At 49.0% G+C, this 16,949-nt stretch carries 18 protein-coding genes and 1 other RNA gene; 12 read left to right on the top strand and 7 right to left on the bottom strand.

All coding sequences use genetic code 11. The features are described from left to right. Nucleotides 1–85: 85 nt before the first annotated feature. The 3 genes from ssrA to C3708_RS21265 all read left to right on the top strand — a co-directional run bounded on the left by ssrA (nucleotide 86) and on the right by C3708_RS21265 (nucleotide 5,127). Nucleotides 86–449, top strand: a transfer-messenger RNA (tmRNA) gene (gene ssrA / locus C3708_RS21255). Nucleotides 450–642: 193 nt separating this feature from the next. After that, nucleotides 643–1,833 carry an integrase domain-containing protein gene (locus C3708_RS21260; protein ID WP_103950184.1) on the top strand — a complete coding sequence of 397 codons (1,191 nt, stop codon included), beginning with the start codon at nucleotides 643–645 and terminating at the stop codon, nucleotides 1,831–1,833. A 9-nt stretch (nucleotides 1,834–1,842) separates the two neighbouring features. Continuing rightward, a complete protein-coding gene (locus tag C3708_RS21265; protein ID WP_158251377.1) occupies nucleotides 1,843–5,127 on the top strand; it encodes a P-loop NTPase fold protein in 3,285 nt (1,094 codons plus the stop codon). A gap of 199 nt (nucleotides 5,128–5,326) precedes the next feature. Here the strand turns inward: C3708_RS21265 and C3708_RS21270 are convergent, their stop codons facing one another. The 3 genes from C3708_RS21270 to C3708_RS21280 are packed head-to-tail and all read right to left on the bottom strand — an operon-like array spanning nucleotide 5,327 to nucleotide 6,884. Next, nucleotides 5,327–5,893, bottom strand: coding sequence for a phage polarity suppression protein (locus C3708_RS21270; protein WP_103950186.1), 567 nt, complete (start codon nucleotides 5,891–5,893; stop codon nucleotides 5,327–5,329). After that, nucleotides 5,890–6,153, bottom strand: coding sequence for an ogr/Delta-like zinc finger family protein (locus tag C3708_RS21275; RefSeq protein WP_059291258.1), 264 nt, complete (start codon nucleotides 6,151–6,153; stop codon nucleotides 5,890–5,892). Before C3708_RS21275 ends, C3708_RS21270 begins: the two co-directional genes overlap by 4 nt. Further along, nucleotides 6,150–6,884, bottom strand: a complete 735-nt coding sequence (locus C3708_RS21280) for a glycoprotein 3 (protein ID WP_103950187.1) — start codon at nucleotides 6,882–6,884, stop codon at nucleotides 6,150–6,152. The genes C3708_RS21275 and C3708_RS21280 overlap by 4 nt, the downstream gene beginning before the upstream one ends. A 562-nt stretch (nucleotides 6,885–7,446) precedes the next feature. Between C3708_RS21280 and C3708_RS21290 the strand changes: the two genes are divergently transcribed. The 7 genes from C3708_RS21290 (at nucleotide 7,447) to C3708_RS21320 (ending at nucleotide 11,992) form a co-directional block, all read left to right on the top strand. Continuing rightward, nucleotides 7,447–7,713, top strand: a complete 267-nt coding sequence (locus C3708_RS21290) for an AlpA family transcriptional regulator (RefSeq protein ID WP_103950188.1) — start codon at nucleotides 7,447–7,449, stop codon at nucleotides 7,711–7,713. Beyond that, nucleotides 7,710–8,264, top strand: a complete 555-nt coding sequence (locus tag C3708_RS21295; protein WP_103950189.1) for a host cell division inhibitor Icd-like protein — start codon at nucleotides 7,710–7,712, stop codon at nucleotides 8,262–8,264. The genes C3708_RS21290 and C3708_RS21295 overlap by 4 nt, the downstream gene beginning before the upstream one ends. Continuing rightward, entirely contained in the window at nucleotides 8,257–8,553 is a 297-nt protein-coding gene (locus C3708_RS21300; RefSeq protein WP_103950190.1) for a Derepression protein, read from the top strand. The genes C3708_RS21295 and C3708_RS21300 overlap by 8 nt, the downstream gene beginning before the upstream one ends. Continuing rightward, entirely contained in the window at nucleotides 8,546–8,995 is a 450-nt protein-coding gene (locus C3708_RS21305) for a hypothetical protein (protein WP_103950191.1), read from the top strand. The genes C3708_RS21300 and C3708_RS21305 overlap by 8 nt, the downstream gene beginning before the upstream one ends. 71 nt (nucleotides 8,996–9,066) lie before the next feature. After that, complete coding sequence (locus tag C3708_RS21310) at nucleotides 9,067–9,327, top strand: hypothetical protein (RefSeq protein ID WP_103950192.1); 261 nt, start codon at nucleotides 9,067–9,069, stop codon at nucleotides 9,325–9,327. Then, a complete protein-coding gene (locus C3708_RS21315; protein WP_103950193.1) occupies nucleotides 9,324–9,644 on the top strand; it encodes a DUF5375 domain-containing protein in 321 nt (106 codons plus the stop codon). The genes C3708_RS21310 and C3708_RS21315 overlap by 4 nt, the downstream gene beginning before the upstream one ends. 14 nt (nucleotides 9,645–9,658) lie before the next feature. After that, nucleotides 9,659–11,992 (top strand): primase-helicase zinc-binding domain-containing protein, encoded by a 2,334-nt coding sequence (locus tag C3708_RS21320; protein WP_103950194.1) that lies wholly within the window; start codon nucleotides 9,659–9,661, stop codon nucleotides 11,990–11,992. Nucleotides 11,993–12,424: 432 nt separating this feature from the next. Here C3708_RS21320 and C3708_RS21325 read toward each other — a convergent pair whose 3' ends face one another. Further along, the gene (locus C3708_RS21325) at nucleotides 12,425–13,054 is read right to left on the bottom strand and encodes a DNA-binding protein (RefSeq protein ID WP_095282986.1); all 630 of its coding nucleotides are present in this window, start codon (nucleotides 13,052–13,054) and stop codon (nucleotides 12,425–12,427) included. A gap of 250 nt (nucleotides 13,055–13,304) precedes the next feature. Between C3708_RS21325 and C3708_RS21330 the strand changes: the two genes are divergently transcribed. Together C3708_RS21330 and C3708_RS21335 are read left to right on the top strand one after the other, a co-directional pair. Beyond that, a complete protein-coding gene (locus C3708_RS21330) occupies nucleotides 13,305–13,661 on the top strand; it encodes a hypothetical protein (RefSeq protein WP_103950195.1) in 357 nt (118 codons plus the stop codon). Nucleotides 13,662–13,919: 258 nt separating this feature from the next. Beyond that, a complete protein-coding gene (locus tag C3708_RS21335; protein ID WP_103946505.1) occupies nucleotides 13,920–14,480 on the top strand; it encodes a YceI family protein in 561 nt (186 codons plus the stop codon). Here the strand turns inward: C3708_RS21335 and C3708_RS21340 are convergent. Genes C3708_RS21340 through C3708_RS21350 form a run of 3 tightly spaced genes read right to left on the bottom strand, consistent with a single transcriptional unit; the run spans nucleotide 14,475 to nucleotide 16,342 of the window. Beyond that, nucleotides 14,475–15,263 (bottom strand): anti-sigma factor, encoded by a 789-nt coding sequence (locus tag C3708_RS21340; protein ID WP_103950196.1) that lies wholly within the window; start codon nucleotides 15,261–15,263, stop codon nucleotides 14,475–14,477. The genes C3708_RS21335 and C3708_RS21340 overlap by 6 nt on opposite strands. After that, entirely contained in the window at nucleotides 15,260–15,736 is a 477-nt protein-coding gene (locus C3708_RS21345; RefSeq protein WP_233210441.1) for a sigma-70 family RNA polymerase sigma factor, read from the bottom strand. Before C3708_RS21345 ends, C3708_RS21340 begins: the two co-directional genes overlap by 4 nt. 60 nt (nucleotides 15,737–15,796) lie before the next feature. Continuing rightward, nucleotides 15,797–16,342, bottom strand: a complete 546-nt coding sequence (locus C3708_RS21350; protein ID WP_103946508.1) for a tetratricopeptide repeat protein — start codon at nucleotides 16,340–16,342, stop codon at nucleotides 15,797–15,799. Nucleotides 16,343–16,949: the final 607 nt, after the last annotated feature.

Consider the following 16,949-nt stretch of genomic DNA (forward strand, 5'->3'; position numbering starts at 1 on the left):
TTGTACTTTTCAAAGTGATTTAAGAACTTATCGTTCCACGCTGGCATCACCAATGCCAGTTCTGGTATACTGAGTTCAACACATTGGGGCTGATTCTGGATTCGACGGGATTTGCGAAACCCAAGGTGCATGCCGAGGGGCGGTTTGCCTCGTAAAAAGCCGCAAAAAAATAGTCGCAAACGACGAAAACTACGCTTTAGCAGCTTAATAACCTGCTAAGAGCCCTCTCTCCCTAGCTTCCGCTCTTAAGACGGGGATCAAAGAGAGGTCAAACCCAAAAGAGATCGCATGGATGTCCTGCCTGGGGCTGAAGTGTTAAAACTAATCAGGCTAGTCTGGTAGTGGCGTGTCTGTCCGCAGGTGCCAGGCGAATGTAAAGACTGACTAAGCATGTAGTACCGAGGATGTAGGAATTTCGGACGGGGGTTCAAATCCCCCCAGCTCCACCAAAATCCTTCGAAGATGATTCCAGAGTCATCCGTAGAAGTCCTGAAAGCCCGCACAGCGCAAGCCCTGCGGGCTTTTTTGTGTCTGTAATCGTCCGAGACGATCCGTCTGAATCCAGTAAAAATTGGTACACGTTTAGGTACACGCTATACTGTAGTCCAATAAACGTGTACCAATTATGGAAGGGATCCAGACATGGCGCGCATCACACGCCCTCTAACAAATAACGAAATCCTTAAAGCTAAACCCCGCGAAAAAGACTTTACCCTCCACGATGGGGATGGCCTGTTCTTACTCGTCAAAACCTCTGGTAAAAAACTTTGGCGTTTTCGCTACCAGCGACCAAACAGTGCCAGCCGCACAAATCTGAGCTTTGGCGCATATCCTGCCCTTACACTTGCAGCAGCACGCCAGATACGCGATCAACATTTGTCTCTCTTAGCACAGGGCATCGATCCTCAGCAGCAACAAGAAATTGTCTCAGAGCAGCGCCAAATAGAGCTAGACAGCGTTTTCTCTACAGTTGCTGCCAATTGGTTCCAACTTAAGAGCAAAAGTGTCACACCGGATTATGCAAAAGACATTTGGCGCTCTTTAGATAAAGACGTGTTCCCTGCTATTGGGGAGATACCAGTTCAGGAGATCAAAGCTAGAACGATCATTGAAGCACTGGAACCAATCAAAGCGCGTGGTGCACTGGAAACAGTTCGCCGTCTGGTACAGCGTATTAATGAGATTATGATTTATGCGGTAAATACAGGCCTGCTTGATGCGAATCCAGCGTCAGGCGTAGGTATGGCTTTTGAACGGCCGAAGAAGCAAAACATGCCGACGCTTAGACCAGAGGAGTTACCAGAGCTTATGAGGACGTTGGTGATGTCGAACCTCTCAGTTCCAACTCGCTGTTTGATTCACTGGCAACTACTCACACTTGTGCGTCCCTCGGAGGCTTCTGGCACTCAATGGGAAGAGATCGACTTAGAGAAGGAGCTATGGAGGGTACCAGCTGAAAGGATGAAAGCGAAGCGTGAGCATATTGTTCCTTTATCGGCTCAGGCGCTAGAGATTTTGGCAATTATGAAACCTATTAGTGCTCATCGTGATTATGTTTTCCCGAGCAGAAATGATCCCAAGCAACCGATGAACAGTCAGACTGCTAATGCAGCTTTAAAGAGAATCGGATATGGTGGTAAATTAGTTGCACATGGATTACGCTCGATTGCAAGTACTGCGCTAAACGAACATGGTTTTAACAGTGATGTCATTGAAGCAGCCCTAGCTCATAGCGATCCAAATGAAGTACGGAAAGCATATAACCGCTCAACCTACCTTTCTAGCCGTGTTGAAATGATGCATTGGTGGGGAAACTTTGTATATAAGAAATAAGGGATGATAATGGAATTCAAACTTTATGATGAAACACCTGCTCAGCAGGATCTTTTCGATGGGCAGAACCACTCAAACTTAGCTGACAAAATATCATCTATTTTGTTAATCAAAGATATTAATACAATTGGTCTAGATGGTTGCTTGGGGTCGGGTAAATCAACTGTATTAACGCTTATAAAGCAAAACCTAAAAGATCAACCGAAAATTACATTCATAGACTTTGATGTTGAGCTTTATCATCACGGCTCTACAAAAAAAGCGCTAATTAACATTCTCTATGATGGTATGAAACCAAAAGTTAAAGATTATATTCTTGGGGCATTTGGAGACTATAAAAATTTTGCATTAGGCAATAAATTTTCATATGAGAAGCATCAGAAAAGCTCTATGAGCGCTTGGACTTTTTCATTCATATTTACTAGTTTATTATCACTTCAGAGTTTTAGGTTTTTCCTTCTAGACCTCTCTAAACTTCTCAATAATGAAGCATATAGCAAGCTCGCGTTAACTGTTGAATCATTATTACTTTTATCCCCACTAGCTATACTCTCACTTTTCTTTGTCTTTAGAGACAAAAATAATTCTATAAATTTCTCAGACATTATAAAAAAGAATAGTCTAGATACTATAACAGAAACAGTTCTTATATCTAAGGAAGTCGGAGCTTTAGAACTAAAAAGCGCATTAAATGGTTTTATAAAATGTGTTGACGATCATACTTTTGTATTAATAATTGATAATCTTGACCGTGTCTCGAAAGAAAAGGTTAAGGAGATATGGAGCGACATTGAACTAATAACGCACAACTCAAATTCTAAATTAAAAATAATAATACCATACTCAGCAGAACATCTATCCAAATCTCTTTCAGATAAAGATAATAATGGAGAAGAAGGTATGGAGTTTTTGTCAAAGAGGTTACCAGTAACGTTTAGAGTGCCTCCGATAATTTCTACGGGTTGGAGAAGCGCCTTCGATTATTTTTGGAAAGAGACCTTTTCTAGCAATTACATTAATCAGTCAAAAGAAATATCTCAATTAATAGAAACATGGCTTCCTGCCAATTACAAACAAGTTACCCCTCGTTTTTTAAAAAGACTTATTAATGATATAAATATCAGTGTTTTCACAACACCCAAAACAGTTTCTCCAATAGCAGCATCTTTTTATTTACTCGCTTGCAGATATAATAGCAACCCTTTCTCTTGGGCAACTTTAAATTATGAAAGCGAGAATGTTGATGATTTTTTGAAATTACACAATGTTTCTGATGAGTACTATAAAAAATATTCTTTAAGCTTCCCTCAGTTACAAAGACTATATGAAAACAATAAAAATAGTTGGCTCGAAGACATTTTATGCTTGCATTTTCAAACAAATGAAAACTTAGCCAAAAGTGAATTAATAGTCGAACCATTGCTAGTTGCCATAAATCAAGAAAATGCCATCGACTTTTTCCGCTTAACTGATACCTATGGTTTCGATTCGCTTTGGAAAGCAGCATTAGATAAAACTGAACCAACAAAGTGGATAAAAATCCTCTCAGAAACCGATGATAATCATCTTGTGATAAGTCAAAATATTATTAATGATGTTGTTAAAGCACTAAACACTAAAGAACTCACAATTGAGAAAAAAACCCTCGATTTAGATTTAATTCGGTCATTAGAGAAACTTAATGGGAAAAATATCGATTTCCGAGGAACATATTTCACAAACATTCGATCGCACATATTAGACTCAATCACATCTTACAATGAAAAATATTTACGTAACGAGATCGGTGAAATTGGATTAGATAACTGTGAAAATACTATAAAGATTGCTAATAGTTTTTGTGCTATAGATGAAGAACAATTAGTATCTAATTATCTTAGTTCAATGAATAACCTATCAGGTGACTTCTTTGGCAATGTCCTTTATGAGCATATATTTGATTGTCCTAACCTGCTGCTCAATACGATACAACTTAATGAAAGTGAATTAGTAAAATCCCTTCATTGTTTAATCTCTAAAATCCCCAACTTCAACATATTCGACCACTTCTATATTTCGAGGTTACGAATTGATTTAGAAGCATTAACAACACAGATAAATTCTAAGGCATTTCATGAAGCTGAGGCACTTGCAATATCATTTGAAAAAGATGAAACCGATCTGAGTTTAAGAGACGCCAACCTATTACTGTTATCAAACTCATATCATAAAAAGAACCTTTCAAATGTGGCAAGTGCTCTAGATACACTAAGAGAAGACCACACTGCAAACTTTTTATGTTTTTTCATTTTAAATGCTATCGAATCTAAAACTTATGACATCAGCAGTGTTATCATTAATAATTCAATCGATGAAAGCATATTTGAAGACTCCATTTTCAAAGAAACCTTGTACAACTACCTGTTATTTAGCACTTCCTTTGAAAATATCATTCAGTCCCTCAACGATACTGAAATAACTAACTATGTTTTAGAACCTGTTAGATTAATATTGGACAACCAAAAAGTTTCAAGAATAAATATTAGTAGTTTCATTAAAACCAGCTACTCAATTTTAGCCGCTTACTACGGTTCTGATATTACATTGTCATTCTTCAGTGGATGGGATTTACCATGTTCCAAAACAATCAAAGACAAACAAAAATGTAGTATCGATAACATGGATGCTTTATTTATTGATGATCTATTGGCATCTACAAAACTTCCACTATCTCATAAGGCATTGATAGATGTCGCAAAAGAAAAGCTTTCAGTCACGACGGATATGCACGCAATGTTCCTTAAACTTGAAAGCAATCTTAAAAGCATTATAAAATACTGTGCTGAGAACTCTATAAGTCTATTGAGGAATGGCAGCGAGATATTTACATGGTGGTTCACTGAGACTCCGCACAATGAAATTATTAAAGACGTGAATTCCCGCCTGATATTTAACGTCCTAACGGAAAAAGAAAAAAGATTAACCCTAGATAATTTAACCGACCTTATTTATCAAAGAGATTTTGATATCAAAAAACAGATTTTATTAATTGAGAAATTTGGTGATGTAATATCATTACAAGATTCTGATAAAAATTTGATCAACCGAACAATCATCCGGCTATTTCCATATGCGGTCGAATCTATCAGCCTTTCTAATTGGCTTGATAAACAGAATTTCAACTTCTCTCGCTGGAAAGCTGATGACAAGGAAACTGTTCAATCCATAATTTTATCTAATCCAGATAAGTTCCCACTGAATGCGGCAAAACTACAAAAGACTAAGAAAAAGAAAAAGAATGAGTTAGTGTCATAAGCGCGCAATGCTCTCCCCGCCACGCCTGCACGCTTAAAGGGTCGCTTTTAATGCAGGTGCATCAGCAGTCTCAGGCCGCGCCAGAGCTGGTGCTGGCGAGGGAGGCGGGGATGTGAAAACGCATGCAAAACCATGCACCTTACGCATGCATGGCTTAATTCGGGGGAATTGGCGGGATTTACGGGGATTTTCTGACGGGCTACTGCCCGGCCAGTTCTGCACGTTTATTCACGTAATTCTGGTTTTGTGCGGGTGTATATTTTTCACGATTATCATCCCGTGAAGCCGCGTCAGGCCTGAATCCGATGGCCGTTAAAATGTCATTATCCTGTGCGCAATAATTAATTTTTTCACCGGCGGCCAGCCACACCGTCAGCGCTTCACGCAGGTAATCGACTGAATGCTGCATCACGCAGCGTGTGACGGCGGGATTCTGGCTGTTATAAGCCATTAATTCAGGCGCAAGCGCGGCGGCCAGCTCTGCACCGTGCGCCTGCATAAAATCATTCAGCCGGTCACGGATACTGATGCGCTGCACGTTCTCATGCGAGCGAATATAGCGACCGGCCGCCTGATTAATTTCCCACGTTTTCACGTCGATAATCTCGCGCAGGGTTTGCAGACTCCGGGCGCGGCTGTCATTACCGGTGGCAGTGAGTTCGCGGTATTCCTGTTCAGCCCCGGCCAGCTCCTGTTTACGGTTCAGCCAGGCAGCTTTATTCTTCAGGCAGTCTTCAAAAGCCTGCTGTAATGTCACGGTGGTCACGGGCGTTTCTCCTGATTATGGCGGAACGGTGAGCTGTAGCAACCCTTTACCATACGGGGCGACATCGGGATATCCGGCTGGGTCTGAGGTTTAAAGCTTTCAGGCGGTAACCGGATAATTTCTTCAATCGACTCGATGCTGCGAAAAGTGGATGAGCATTCGATATTGGTGCACTGGTGGTAGCGCTGTTTGACGTTATCCGAGAGATACCGGCTTGTACGCGCATGCGCCGCTTTTTTGCAGAACGGACAGTGCATCATTCCAGCAGCCCCCGCGCTTTCAGGTTAGCTTCACGCTCACGCAGTTTGTTAAAGTAGGTCTGACGCTGACCGTTGGTCACTGCCACGCCGTAATTCATGTGCGCCAGTGTCTCAGCCGACAGCCCGGCTTTAAACAGCACCGGCTCATCCACCAGACGAATGTGACAGTCCTTCACCGCACGCTCAAGCCACGTTTTCACTTCCTGCATGACCGCTTTATCGGGTTCGACATAGCCCTGAATCCCGACGGTGTTCGCGAGCGGGTTCCCCAGCGCCAGCATTTTCAGTTTCATCGCCCGGACAAGCGCCCCGCATGTATCACGCAGCGCATTATCCAGCTCTTTTCCGGCATACTCGCTCAGCACATTGTGATGCGCCTGACGGTATTCTCTGGCCGTGATGTCACAGGAGCCTTTCAGGCGGTCTTTGTCATAAGCCAGTACCTCAGCCAGCCTGTCGCATTCCTGCGCCAGCTCACGGGAAGCCACACGCGCCAGATGCTGCTGTTTCAGCTCATCCGTCAGCAATGCCCCACCGGCACGGAATGCCGCGCGCCATCCGCTGGTCTCGCTGCCGCTTTCCTTTTCAAGCTCCGCTTTCTGTTCGGCGGTTCGGGTCATCGCTGTGGTGGTGTCATCCATCTGACGGGCGTTTTCAAGATGGGCGGCTCTGGCCGCGTCCAGTTTCCGGAATGCCGGTTTCAGGTAATCAGGGATAGTGGTGGTGCTCATTGTGTGTCTCCTCAGACGTGTCAGGTTGAGGAGATTCTGCCGTGCGCCACACAACAACTCGACTCATTGCCGTTGTGGCAGGAATGGCACAGACGGGACTTTCAAAAGCAGGCTTGCCAGAGAAAGGTCGCAGGAAAACCACCCTCTCTGTTTGTTTTTTTAGTATTAACTATTCACTACTGTTCACTGAATATAGAAATACAGTTAATACAGTAAGTTAAGAGGTGAACAGTTGAGAGTGAAGTGTTCACCGACTGTTCACTACTGTTCACTACTGTTCACTGAGTGGATATAACGCATTTCTCTTTTTGATGGTTTATACCTATTAATAAATAGAGAATCCTCCTTTTTACGAAACAAAAGGGTATATCTGTCTCCACTCAAGACCACTAGAGACCACTAAAGACCATTCGAACTTTTTTCGTATAAAATTCATCCGTGTAGTTTGAACTCTTACACAATTCTCCCTTGTTGCATTCAGGGAAAATATTCACAAAATAGAGAGCTACCCGATTCCGGACGGATAAGTTCGGATCTCTGTGGATATTAATGAGGTAGCGTTATGCACACGGCTTTATCAGTACCAACTTCCCTCTCTGGCGCACATTTAATGCCAGTTTCAGCCCCGACTCAGGAGCGTTTTTTACGCCTCCCGGAAGTGCTCCATCAGTGCGGCTTATCCCGTTCCACCCTCTACGATTTGATCGCCCGTGATGCGTTCCCGGCACAGGTTAACCTCGGGGGGAAAAACGTCGCCTGGCTCCAGTCCGAAGTGACCGCGTGGATGGTGGAGCGCATCGCTCACCGCAACCGGAAATGCGACGCATGAATCAGACACGTTTTCAAAAAGCCCCTTTTTCTGGCTTGCATCTGTTGTGTGTTTCCTGGTACAGTTTTCCTGCTGTCGCAAAATCGGCAGCCGGGATTTGCAGCCCGTGTAATTCACAGGCGACACAACACGCGCCTTGCGTGTTTTTTTACGTCGTAGCTCAGGCACACCTATATTTCGGGCTGTGGTGTTTACACCGTGGTTCCAGTCAAATAATGGTGGCTCGAGTGGGGCAGTCTTCGGACTGGCCGGTATTCTGTGAAGCCGGTACTGCAAACCCTGTTCGGGTCACCACCAATGAGATTTGCAGCTCCGGTGGTGGCGTTAACCGCTATTCACAGGAGGTTGCCCAAATGGCTACAACCCTCACACAGTCACACTCAGAATTTATCTTTGTGTTTGCCGCCGTTCGCCGCGCAGATCGCAAGCCCCGTATCTGTATGCTCCGCACCGTTGCCGGTGACGAACAGACAGCCCGTCTCTCTCTCGTTCGTGACTACGTGCTTTCCTTTGCCGCCCGTCTGCCGGTTGCTGAGGTGCGCCATGCATAATCAGTCTGCCCCTCAGACCGCCTCAGCGTGTCGTGACAGCCTCAGCACCATCAGTGAGCACCTGAGTCTCGAATCGTTTCATAAACTCAATCGCGCCTGTGAAACCCTGCATTATTTCGGCAGTGATTTAAGACGCCATGAGATTAACGGACTCAGCCAGCTTTATACCCCTCAAATCCTGAGTTACGTGCACGAAGATATCAGTCACGTTCTGGAAGAACTCAAGGCCAAGGGGCTGTGTCGGGATTTTATCGCGCCGTCAGTGAATGGAGGTGAGCACCATGTTTGACTTCCCTCAGCCGGGTGAAAAATACCGATGTTCAGGCTTTCCTGACGTGGTGGTGTCGGTCGTGCTGGCCGACGGTATACCGTGGGATATGCCGTACCGTTGTCCGGGGCTGGTCTGGAATCCGTACCGGCGCACCTACACCATTCTTATTCGTATTATTGCCGGTGGCAAAATGGCAGAAATACCACTCGGTCGTTTTTTGCGGGACTTTACCTGCGAGCGCCCCGATTTATTTAAGCGCAGCCCTGATAACCGTCACGCCGTTTTACGCGAAATCGCCGCCGACCCGGAATTACAGAAATACCGGGCGCGTAATATCGATATTTATCCGGGCGATATTTCCCCGGCCAGACGGCCAGCGCCGGTGGCGCGCAAATGGCGGAATCATTTCGCTGCGGAAACAGAAATTAAACCGGATAACAGCTACCGCCATTATCTGTAATTAAAAACGACACCCAAAAATAAAATGTGCGTATCTGCGCAGGGATACGCACGTGCTCAGGAGACGGAATCATGCCTGTTAATACCCCGGCCTTAATACAAAAAGAGCGCCTTGCCGCGTTCAGTCAGAATGACCTCGAATGTCTGGAGCACCTCCGCAATGTCGGCCAGTTCGTCGGCGATATGATGCAGGAAACAGAGAGTGCGACGGTTCGCCGTGACCCGGCGCACCCGTCGCAGCTCGCCTCGGTGATTTACCTTATGACCGTCCAGCTCGACGGCGTGGTCGACCGCTGTGGCCAGCGCTGGCTGAGCGGGGAGGATAACGCATGAAAAAGCCCTTACCGCCTGTATTACGCGCCGCCCTGTATCGTCGTGCCGTCGCCTGTGCCTGGCTGAATTTGTGCGCCCGTCAGCACCGCTACCCGCAGCTCTCCCTCGATGCGCTGGAAACTGCCATGGCCGCCGAGCTGGAGGGTTTTTATATGCGCCAGCATGGCGAGGAAAAAGGCCGTCAGATTGCCTGTGCGTTACTGGAAGATTTAATGGAAGCCGGACCACTGAAAGCCGCGCCGTCGCTGTCTTTTCTGGGGATGGCCGTCATGGATGAACTCTGCGCCCGTCATATCGCCGCGCCGGTTGTGCACTGAGGGAGAAAATAACAATGAAAATGAACGTAACCGAAACCGTAAAACAGGCGTGCGGCCACTGGCCGCGCATTCTCCCGGCGCTGGGTGTGAAGGTGATTAAAAACCGGCATCAGGCCTGTCCGGTGTGCGGCGGCTCTGACCGCTTTCGCTTTGATGATAAAGAGGGGCGCGGGACGTGGTTCTGCAACCAGTGCGGCGCGGGTGACGGGCTGAAGCTGGTCGAAAAGGTGTTCGGTGTGTCGTCCACTGAGGCCGCCGGGAAAGTGAGCGCCCTGACAGGTAGCCTGCCGCCGGTTGCCCCGGAGGTGATTGCGGCCACTGAGGCCGAAACCGACGCCAGCCACAAAGCCGCTGCCGCGCTTGCCGCGTCACTGATGGACAAAGCGCGCACGACCACCTGCAACGCCTACCTGATCCGCAAGGGCTTTCCCGCGCGGGAATGCCTGACGCTGACTACCACGCACAAAACCGGCGGCGTGACGTTCCGCGCCGGTGATGTCATCGTACCGCTGAAGGACGAGACCGGCGCACTGGTTAATGTCCAGCTTATTAACGCTGAGGGGCTTAAACGCACCCTGAAAGGGGGGCAGGTAAAAGGGGCGTATCATCTTATTGAAGGGAAAAAAGAAGCGGGAAAACGCCTGTGGATAGCGGAGGGTTACGCGACCGCGCTCACCGTGCATCACCTGACCGGCGAAACCGTGATGGTGGCGCTCTCGTCCGTGAACCTTCTTTCTCTGGCGAGCCTTGCCCGGCGTCAGCACCCGGCCTGTCAGATTGTGCTCGCCGCCGACCGCGACCTCAGCGGGAACGGCCAGACGAAAGCCGTAGCGGCCGCACAGGCCTGTAAGGGAATCGTTGCCCTCCCGCCGGTATTTGGTGACTGGAATGATGCGTTTATGCAGCAGGGCGAGGACGCCACGCGCAAAGCGATTTACGGTGCCATACGGCCAGCGGCGCAAAGCCCGTTCGACACCATGAGTGAGGCAGAATTTACCGCCATGAGCACCAGTGAAAAAGCGATGCGGGTGCATGAGCATTACGGCGAAGCGCTGGCCGTGGATGCGAACGGCCAGCTCCTCTCCCGCTATGAAGCCGGGACATGGAAAATCATCCCGCCGTCGGACTTTGCCCGAGATGTGGCCGGGCTGTTCCAGCGCCTGCGCGCCCCGTTCTCGTCGGGGCGAATCGCCTCCGTGGTCGACACCCTGAAACTGATTATTCCGCAGCAGGCCGCCCCGGCGCGCCGTCTGATTGGTTTTCGCAACGGCGTGCTCGATACCCTCACCGGCGTATTCAGTCCGCACAGCAAATCGCACTGGCTGCGCACCCTGTGCGACGTGGATTTTACCCCGCCGGTGGAGGGCGAAACGCTGGAAACCCACGCGCCAAACTTCTGGCGCTGGCTCGACCGTGCGGCCAGCGGCAACGCTGAAAAACGTAACGTGATACTCGCCGCGCTGTTTATGGTGCTGGCGAACCGCTACGACTGGCAGCTCTTTCTCGAAGTGACCGGACCCGGCGGGAGCGGAAAAAGTATTCTGGCCGAAATTGCGACCATGCTCGCCGGGGAGGACAACGCCACGTCAGCGACCATCGAGACGCTGGAATCACCACGTGAGCGCGCGGCGCTGATTGGCTTCTCGCTGATACGCCTGCCTGACCAGGAGAAGTGGAGCGGGGACGGCGCGGGACTTAAAGCCATCACCGGCGGCGATGCCGTGTCGGTTGACCCGAAATACCGCGATGCCTATTCGGCTTATATCCCGGCGGTGATTCTGGCCGTGAACAATAACCCGATGCGCTTCACTGACCGCAGCGGCGGTGTGTCCCGTCGCCGGGTCATCATCCACTTCCCGGAGCAAATCGCCCCGGAGGAGCGCGACCCGCAGCTCAGGGATAAAATCGCACGCGAGCTGGCCGTGATTGTTCGCCAGCTTATGCAGCAGTTCAGCGATCCGATGACCGCGCGCGCATTGCTCCAGTCACAGCAGAACTCCGACGAGGCACTCAGTATCAAGCGCGACGCTGATCCGACGTTCGATTTTTGCGGCTACCTTGAGGCGTTGCCCGAGCCAGAGGGAATGTATATGGGGAATGCGAATATTGTCCCGCGACAGCCGCGCCTGTATCTGTATCACGCCTATCTGGTCTATATGGAGGCGCACGGCTACAAGAACACGCTCAGCCTCACCATGTTTGGCAAAGGGCTGTCATCGATGCTGAAAGAGTACGGGCTGAATTACGACAAGCGCCGGACAAATCAGGGGATGCAGACCAACCTCACCCTCAGGGACGAAAGCAACGCCGACTGGCTGCCCCGGTGCGAAGAAACCACAGCAACATAACCTACCCCGACCGGCATCAGCCGGTCTTTTTCTACCTGTAATCCCGGAAAGTGAACAGTAAAGTGTTCACTGTTCACGGACTGTTCACCTTGTATGTGACTGAAATAAATGAAAAATAATGGCGAGTGAACACTGTGAACAGTTTTCGGTAAAAAAAGTTTTTTTCGCTAAATTCAAAACCACAAAATTTTATCAAACACGATGAAAAGTATTTCACAAGGAAAGCCAGAGCTTCGATGACTTTCCATAATTGGTACACGTTTAGGTACACACCAGAAACCTGAATTGGAAAAAGCTCTTTATTATTAGATGTATAAAAAAATTATTCAGATTCCCCCAGCCCACCAAAATTCTTTGTAGATGGTCACCAGAGCCTGATACGAAGTCCTGAAAGCCCGCACGGCGCAAGCCCTGCGGGCTTTTTTGTGGCTGCTATTCCACTCGCTTGTATGCTGGAACGCGTCGAGTCGTCCCCGTCAGCGTGTCGCTAGCCTCTACTTCCGTGGTGGAAATTCGCATACCGGATTTTCTCAGCGTCGAGACGTCGGCGGCAATACGCTGCATCCCGAACCAGAATAGACCATCAAGCGCCGTGACTTGCAAACCGGCTTCCAGCGCGAGTTTCAGACGTTGGCGCGGGGCTTTGACCTGTTTCGCGATCTGCTGGAACGGCCCTGTTGTGAGCCCTTCTGACGCGATTCGGCGTATACGATTTGAAAATTGATAGCGGAACGCATCCGGTATGCTGCTGAGGTCGGATTTCAGGGTATAAACACAGCCATAACGATTATCACTGATTGTGACTGGTTTACGATTGAGCGTAAGTTCGCTGCGCAAAAGATCGATGATCTGCGGAGCGCGGATCAGCTGAAGGCGGAAGGGAAGCTCAAAGCTCGTCACATAGTCCACATGTTGCAAAGCAAGGTACAATCGAGCCTCACTTCCCGCTTTTGCCTGCCGACACTGTTCAAGCACTTCCGCCCACTGACGGGAGAGGTGATCAGGTTCATTGACTTCGATAAATTGGTATTTTTCTATCTGATAATCGATGCTCGCTGCCATAAATGTTTCTTACCCACGCTTACCCTCAACTTTTCTCACTTTAGCGCATAACGACTACCCCAACGTAGCCAATATCACTGATGTCGTGACGGACGTCTGTAATTGTGAAACTCCGGTCTTGCAGAAGGTATTCACACGATGGATAGAAATCGACCATTGATCTAATACAGTTTTTTCCTAGAGCCATGCCGCTTCGCTCGTGCCATGCTGAATCACGCTCATAACATGAATAACGTTAATTGAGGATATTATGAAAAAGACAATCATCGCATTATCTGCACTTCTGCTGGCTTCTCCTGTTTTTGCCGCAACCACACACGCAACCGACGATACTGTTGCCGCCGCGAAAGCGAATGCCAATGACGCGAAGCAAAAACTGCACGAAGAGCAGAACAAAGGTGAAGAGCTGAAGCTTAAATCTCAGCACGCTGCGGAAGGCAAAAGCGAGAGCTTTGGCAGCAAGGTGAGTGAAGATTCCCAGAAAGCCTGGCATAAAACCAAAGAAGGCACCGAGAAGGGCTGGGATGCCACCAAAGAAGGGACGGAGAAAGGCTGGAACAAGACCAAAGAAGGCGCAGCGTCGCTGGAAAAGAAAGTCACTGAGTAAGTTATCTCCCCCCGAAAAGGCCGCCATCGCGGCCTTTTTTATTTGTAGGCCGCTGCGGCCTGAATTGCCCGGTGGCGCTGCGCTTACCGGGCCTACAACGACAACGACTCGAACCGTAGGCCGGATAAGGCGCAGCCGCCATCCGGCGGAAAACGGCTGTGCCGCCTGACTACACCGGCTGATCATTTCCCCCTTCCTCCCGAATAAATCTCCCTCCCCGCGCGTTTACCCCTTGCCCGCATACTGGAGATCTGCCCGATGATTCGTCCTTTGATATTTGCGCTCGCCCTGCTCTCCCCTGCCCTTTACGCGCAGCCGGTGAGTTACGCCATCAATACCGATAGAACTCCGATTACCCTTTCATGGCATGCGTTCGGCGGCATTCTGTCCTGGGCGAACCTCGATGGTGTCACGGGGGATGTGACCCTAGATCCAGAGAATGAATTTAGCGATCGTATCAACGTCACCATCCCTGTCTCTACGCTGGTCGCATCCAACAGCTTGCTCACCTGGCAGCTGAAGAGCGACATGTTTTTCGATGCCAGCCGCTATCCCAATATTCAGTTCAGCAGCACCCGCGTGGTGGCGCTGAGTGGCGGGCGCTTTCGGGTATTTGGCACACTGAAAGTCAAAGATATCCAGCGCCCGGTGATTCTGGAAGCGACGCTGGAAGAACACAAAATGGATGAATCCATATCGCTTCACGCCACCACAGCCATCTCACGATCCGCGTATCATATGGACAAATTCGCCCTGGTGGTGGATGACCGTATCGCCATTAAAATTGAGATCCAGGCCATTGCCCGCTCCGCGTCATGACAACACAGACTGCAATTGACGCGCACTGGCTTCCAGCTGCGCCGTCGGATTGCGGCCAATCAGCACAAACTGATAGCTCCGACTTTTCCACCAGGCAATATTCATACTGTGCCGTTGCTCATTCTGAATCTCTGCATCATTGCTCTGCTCAAGCGGCGAAATACACAGCGCCATCGGCCCAAAATCCGCATGCATCCAGACAATCTGGGCGATAGAGGTGCTGTCATAGCGCAGCATTCGGATCATCTTCAACTCGGCATTGTGCAGCATCAGCTGCTGCTCACTCACTTTCAGACCGATATCCTCGGCGGTACGCGCGATCCCTCGGGCAATGACGGGCTGCGAACTGTCGACATCCAGCAAGGTTTCAGCGCTGTAGAGCGACATATACTGGGCTTCAAGATCGCGGATATGCGCGTTTTCATCGCGTGCTTCGCCCGATGGCCTCACCAGATAGCCCAGACCCGAGCCGATAACCAGAAAACTCACTGAGGCAGCGATAAGCGCGCGGCGACTCACGCCGGGACGGGATACGGGGCTTTCTGCCAGATATTTGTCCAGGCATTGCTGCATGCGAGCCGAAGGCGCGTCATCCAGCAACGGGGCAAAGGCGCGTTGATAATCCTGATGGCTATTCTTCAGCTCGGTCGTTCGTGCGCTCAGAAACGCGTCAACGTTAAGTTGCTCTTCGAAAGCGCGGGCGTCGGCACTGTCCATCTCACCGTCCAACCAGGCGACTATCGCATCATCGTGATAAGGGGGAGTAAATCGTAACGATTTCAAGAGCGTTTCTCCTTTGCCGCAGGGCGGGCATCCACTGTTTTTGCAAGCGTTGCCCTCGCCGTGGCCAGTCGGCTCATAATGGTGCCGATGGGGACCGCTAGTGTGTCCGCCGCTTCCTGATAGGTAAATCCTTCGACATAAACTAAAAACAGCGTGTTGCGCTGGGCTTCAGGAAGATTATTCACCCGCTGCATGATTTGCTGAAAATGAATGCGTTCCTCATCCCGCGTATGTGTATCAGGCGCAATAAGCTCTTCGCCCGGCACAAAACCCTGCCCCTGACGAACCTGGCGGGCGCGCAGATCGGAAATCCAGATCGAATGCAGAATCGAGAACAGCCATCTGTCAATTCGGGTGCCAGGCGTGTATTGCGCGCTCCTTTCAAGCGCGCGAACACAGGTCGACTGGACCAGCTCTTCAGCCATATCTCGACTTCGCGACAGCACCAGCCCGTAGCGCCAGAGGCGCGTCAGATGTGCCGCCAGCTGCTGGCGAACGTCACTGGTTGCGATTTTTTTGCCCTCTCGCTGATGTCAGGATTCCGGATGCCCGTCAATCGCGGCCTGCAAATCGCGATACTCCTCGCAATTCTGACCGCAAATACCGGCAATTACTTTCAGTTGTTCTTTCGCCAGATCCGGGCGACCTTTCACCATCCATGCTTCACCCAAGTACTCACGGGCTTTGGCATAGTTAGGCTGCAGGGCAAGCGAGCGCTGGTAATAGCCGATGCCTTCATCCGTGCGTCCCAGTTTTCGCGTCGCATAGCCGCGATAATTCCACGCCTCTGCCGTATTGGCATTTTTCAGCGAATCCAGCAGATTCAGTGCCGCCTGATACTCGCCTTTTTTCGCGAGATGATACGCATAGTTGGTTTTGTCCTCATCGCTGAGGCTGCTGGTTTTCTCCGGCACACATTTCTTGCTCACGCTGTCATAGACTTGCCCTGATGGACAGTCTGGCGTCTTGCTTTCAGTATCATTATTGCCCATCGCGAAAGCCTGCGGGGCCTGCAAACAAAATAACAGCACCGGAATCGCAAGGGTGCGGGAAAGCGGGAAAGATGCGTTAGCGTTCATTTTCTACTCCTGGGTCAGTGATGGTCAGGTGAACGAAGAGTAAACGCCTGAGCACCCTGTTCTATTCGGAGTCTGTGCATCATTTATCGATACCGAAAATCATACTTAAGGCGTATGCCATCGGATAATGGAAAGCGATAGATTCAATCAAGAATTAATTCCGCATTAATTACCGCCCCAACTAGCACATTATTTAGCCCACGCCAGTTTTATTTTTAATTCGGTCACAAACATAATATATCTTATAAGTGATGATTTACCCATCCTGAAATAACGCTTTAGCACTTCTTAACTGACTATTTATTTACATTATAAAAACTCAAATATATTCATCCTCTTTCTTAATAACCCTGTCGAACCCGCAAAGAAGAAAAAACCACAGAAGCCATGCACAGCGCGGCCTTGAAGGCATTTAATCTATATATAAACCTGTGTGAGATTATTCAATTCAGAAGAGGTTAACGGGTGGTTACTGGCGCTTCATTTGCATATTACGCTATTTATAGCTATATCATTTTTAGACCGTTTAATTAATATCTCTATAAATCACAGGGCTTTATATAACACAAAAAACGTCGAATACAAGCAAAACACAATCAAATAAATT

This window comes from Lelliottia sp. 7254-16, assembly GCF_002922995.1.
Classification (GTDB): domain Bacteria; phylum Pseudomonadota; class Gammaproteobacteria; order Enterobacterales; family Enterobacteriaceae; genus Enterobacter; species Enterobacter jeotgali.

Coding starts and splice junctions, on each gene's coding strand:
- C3708_RS21260 (WP_103950184.1), top strand. CDS start 643: ATGGCGCGCATCACACGCCCTCTAACAAATAACGAAATCCTTAAAGCT.
- C3708_RS21265 (WP_158251377.1), top strand. CDS start 1,843: ATGGAATTCAAACTTTATGATGAAACACCTGCTCAGCAGGATCTTTTC.
- C3708_RS21275 (WP_059291258.1), bottom strand. CDS start 6,153: ATGATGCACTGTCCGTTCTGCAAAAAAGCGGCGCATGCGCGTACAAGC.
- C3708_RS21280 (WP_103950187.1), bottom strand. CDS start 6,884: ATGAGCACCACCACTATCCCTGATTACCTGAAACCGGCATTCCGGAAA.
- C3708_RS21290 (WP_103950188.1), top strand. CDS start 7,447: ATGCACACGGCTTTATCAGTACCAACTTCCCTCTCTGGCGCACATTTA.
- C3708_RS21295 (WP_103950189.1), top strand. CDS start 7,710: ATGAATCAGACACGTTTTCAAAAAGCCCCTTTTTCTGGCTTGCATCTG.
- C3708_RS21300 (WP_103950190.1), top strand. CDS start 8,257: ATGCATAATCAGTCTGCCCCTCAGACCGCCTCAGCGTGTCGTGACAGC.
- C3708_RS21305 (WP_103950191.1), top strand. CDS start 8,546: ATGTTTGACTTCCCTCAGCCGGGTGAAAAATACCGATGTTCAGGCTTT.
- C3708_RS21310 (WP_103950192.1), top strand. CDS start 9,067: ATGCCTGTTAATACCCCGGCCTTAATACAAAAAGAGCGCCTTGCCGCG.
- C3708_RS21315 (WP_103950193.1), top strand. CDS start 9,324: ATGAAAAAGCCCTTACCGCCTGTATTACGCGCCGCCCTGTATCGTCGT.
- C3708_RS21320 (WP_103950194.1), top strand. CDS start 9,659: ATGAAAATGAACGTAACCGAAACCGTAAAACAGGCGTGCGGCCACTGG.
- C3708_RS21325 (WP_095282986.1), bottom strand. CDS start 13,054: ATGGCAGCGAGCATCGATTATCAGATAGAAAAATACCAATTTATCGAA.
- C3708_RS21330 (WP_103950195.1), top strand. CDS start 13,305: ATGAAAAAGACAATCATCGCATTATCTGCACTTCTGCTGGCTTCTCCT.
- C3708_RS21335 (WP_103946505.1), top strand. CDS start 13,920: ATGATTCGTCCTTTGATATTTGCGCTCGCCCTGCTCTCCCCTGCCCTT.
- C3708_RS21350 (WP_103946508.1), bottom strand. CDS start 16,342: ATGAACGCTAACGCATCTTTCCCGCTTTCCCGCACCCTTGCGATTCCG.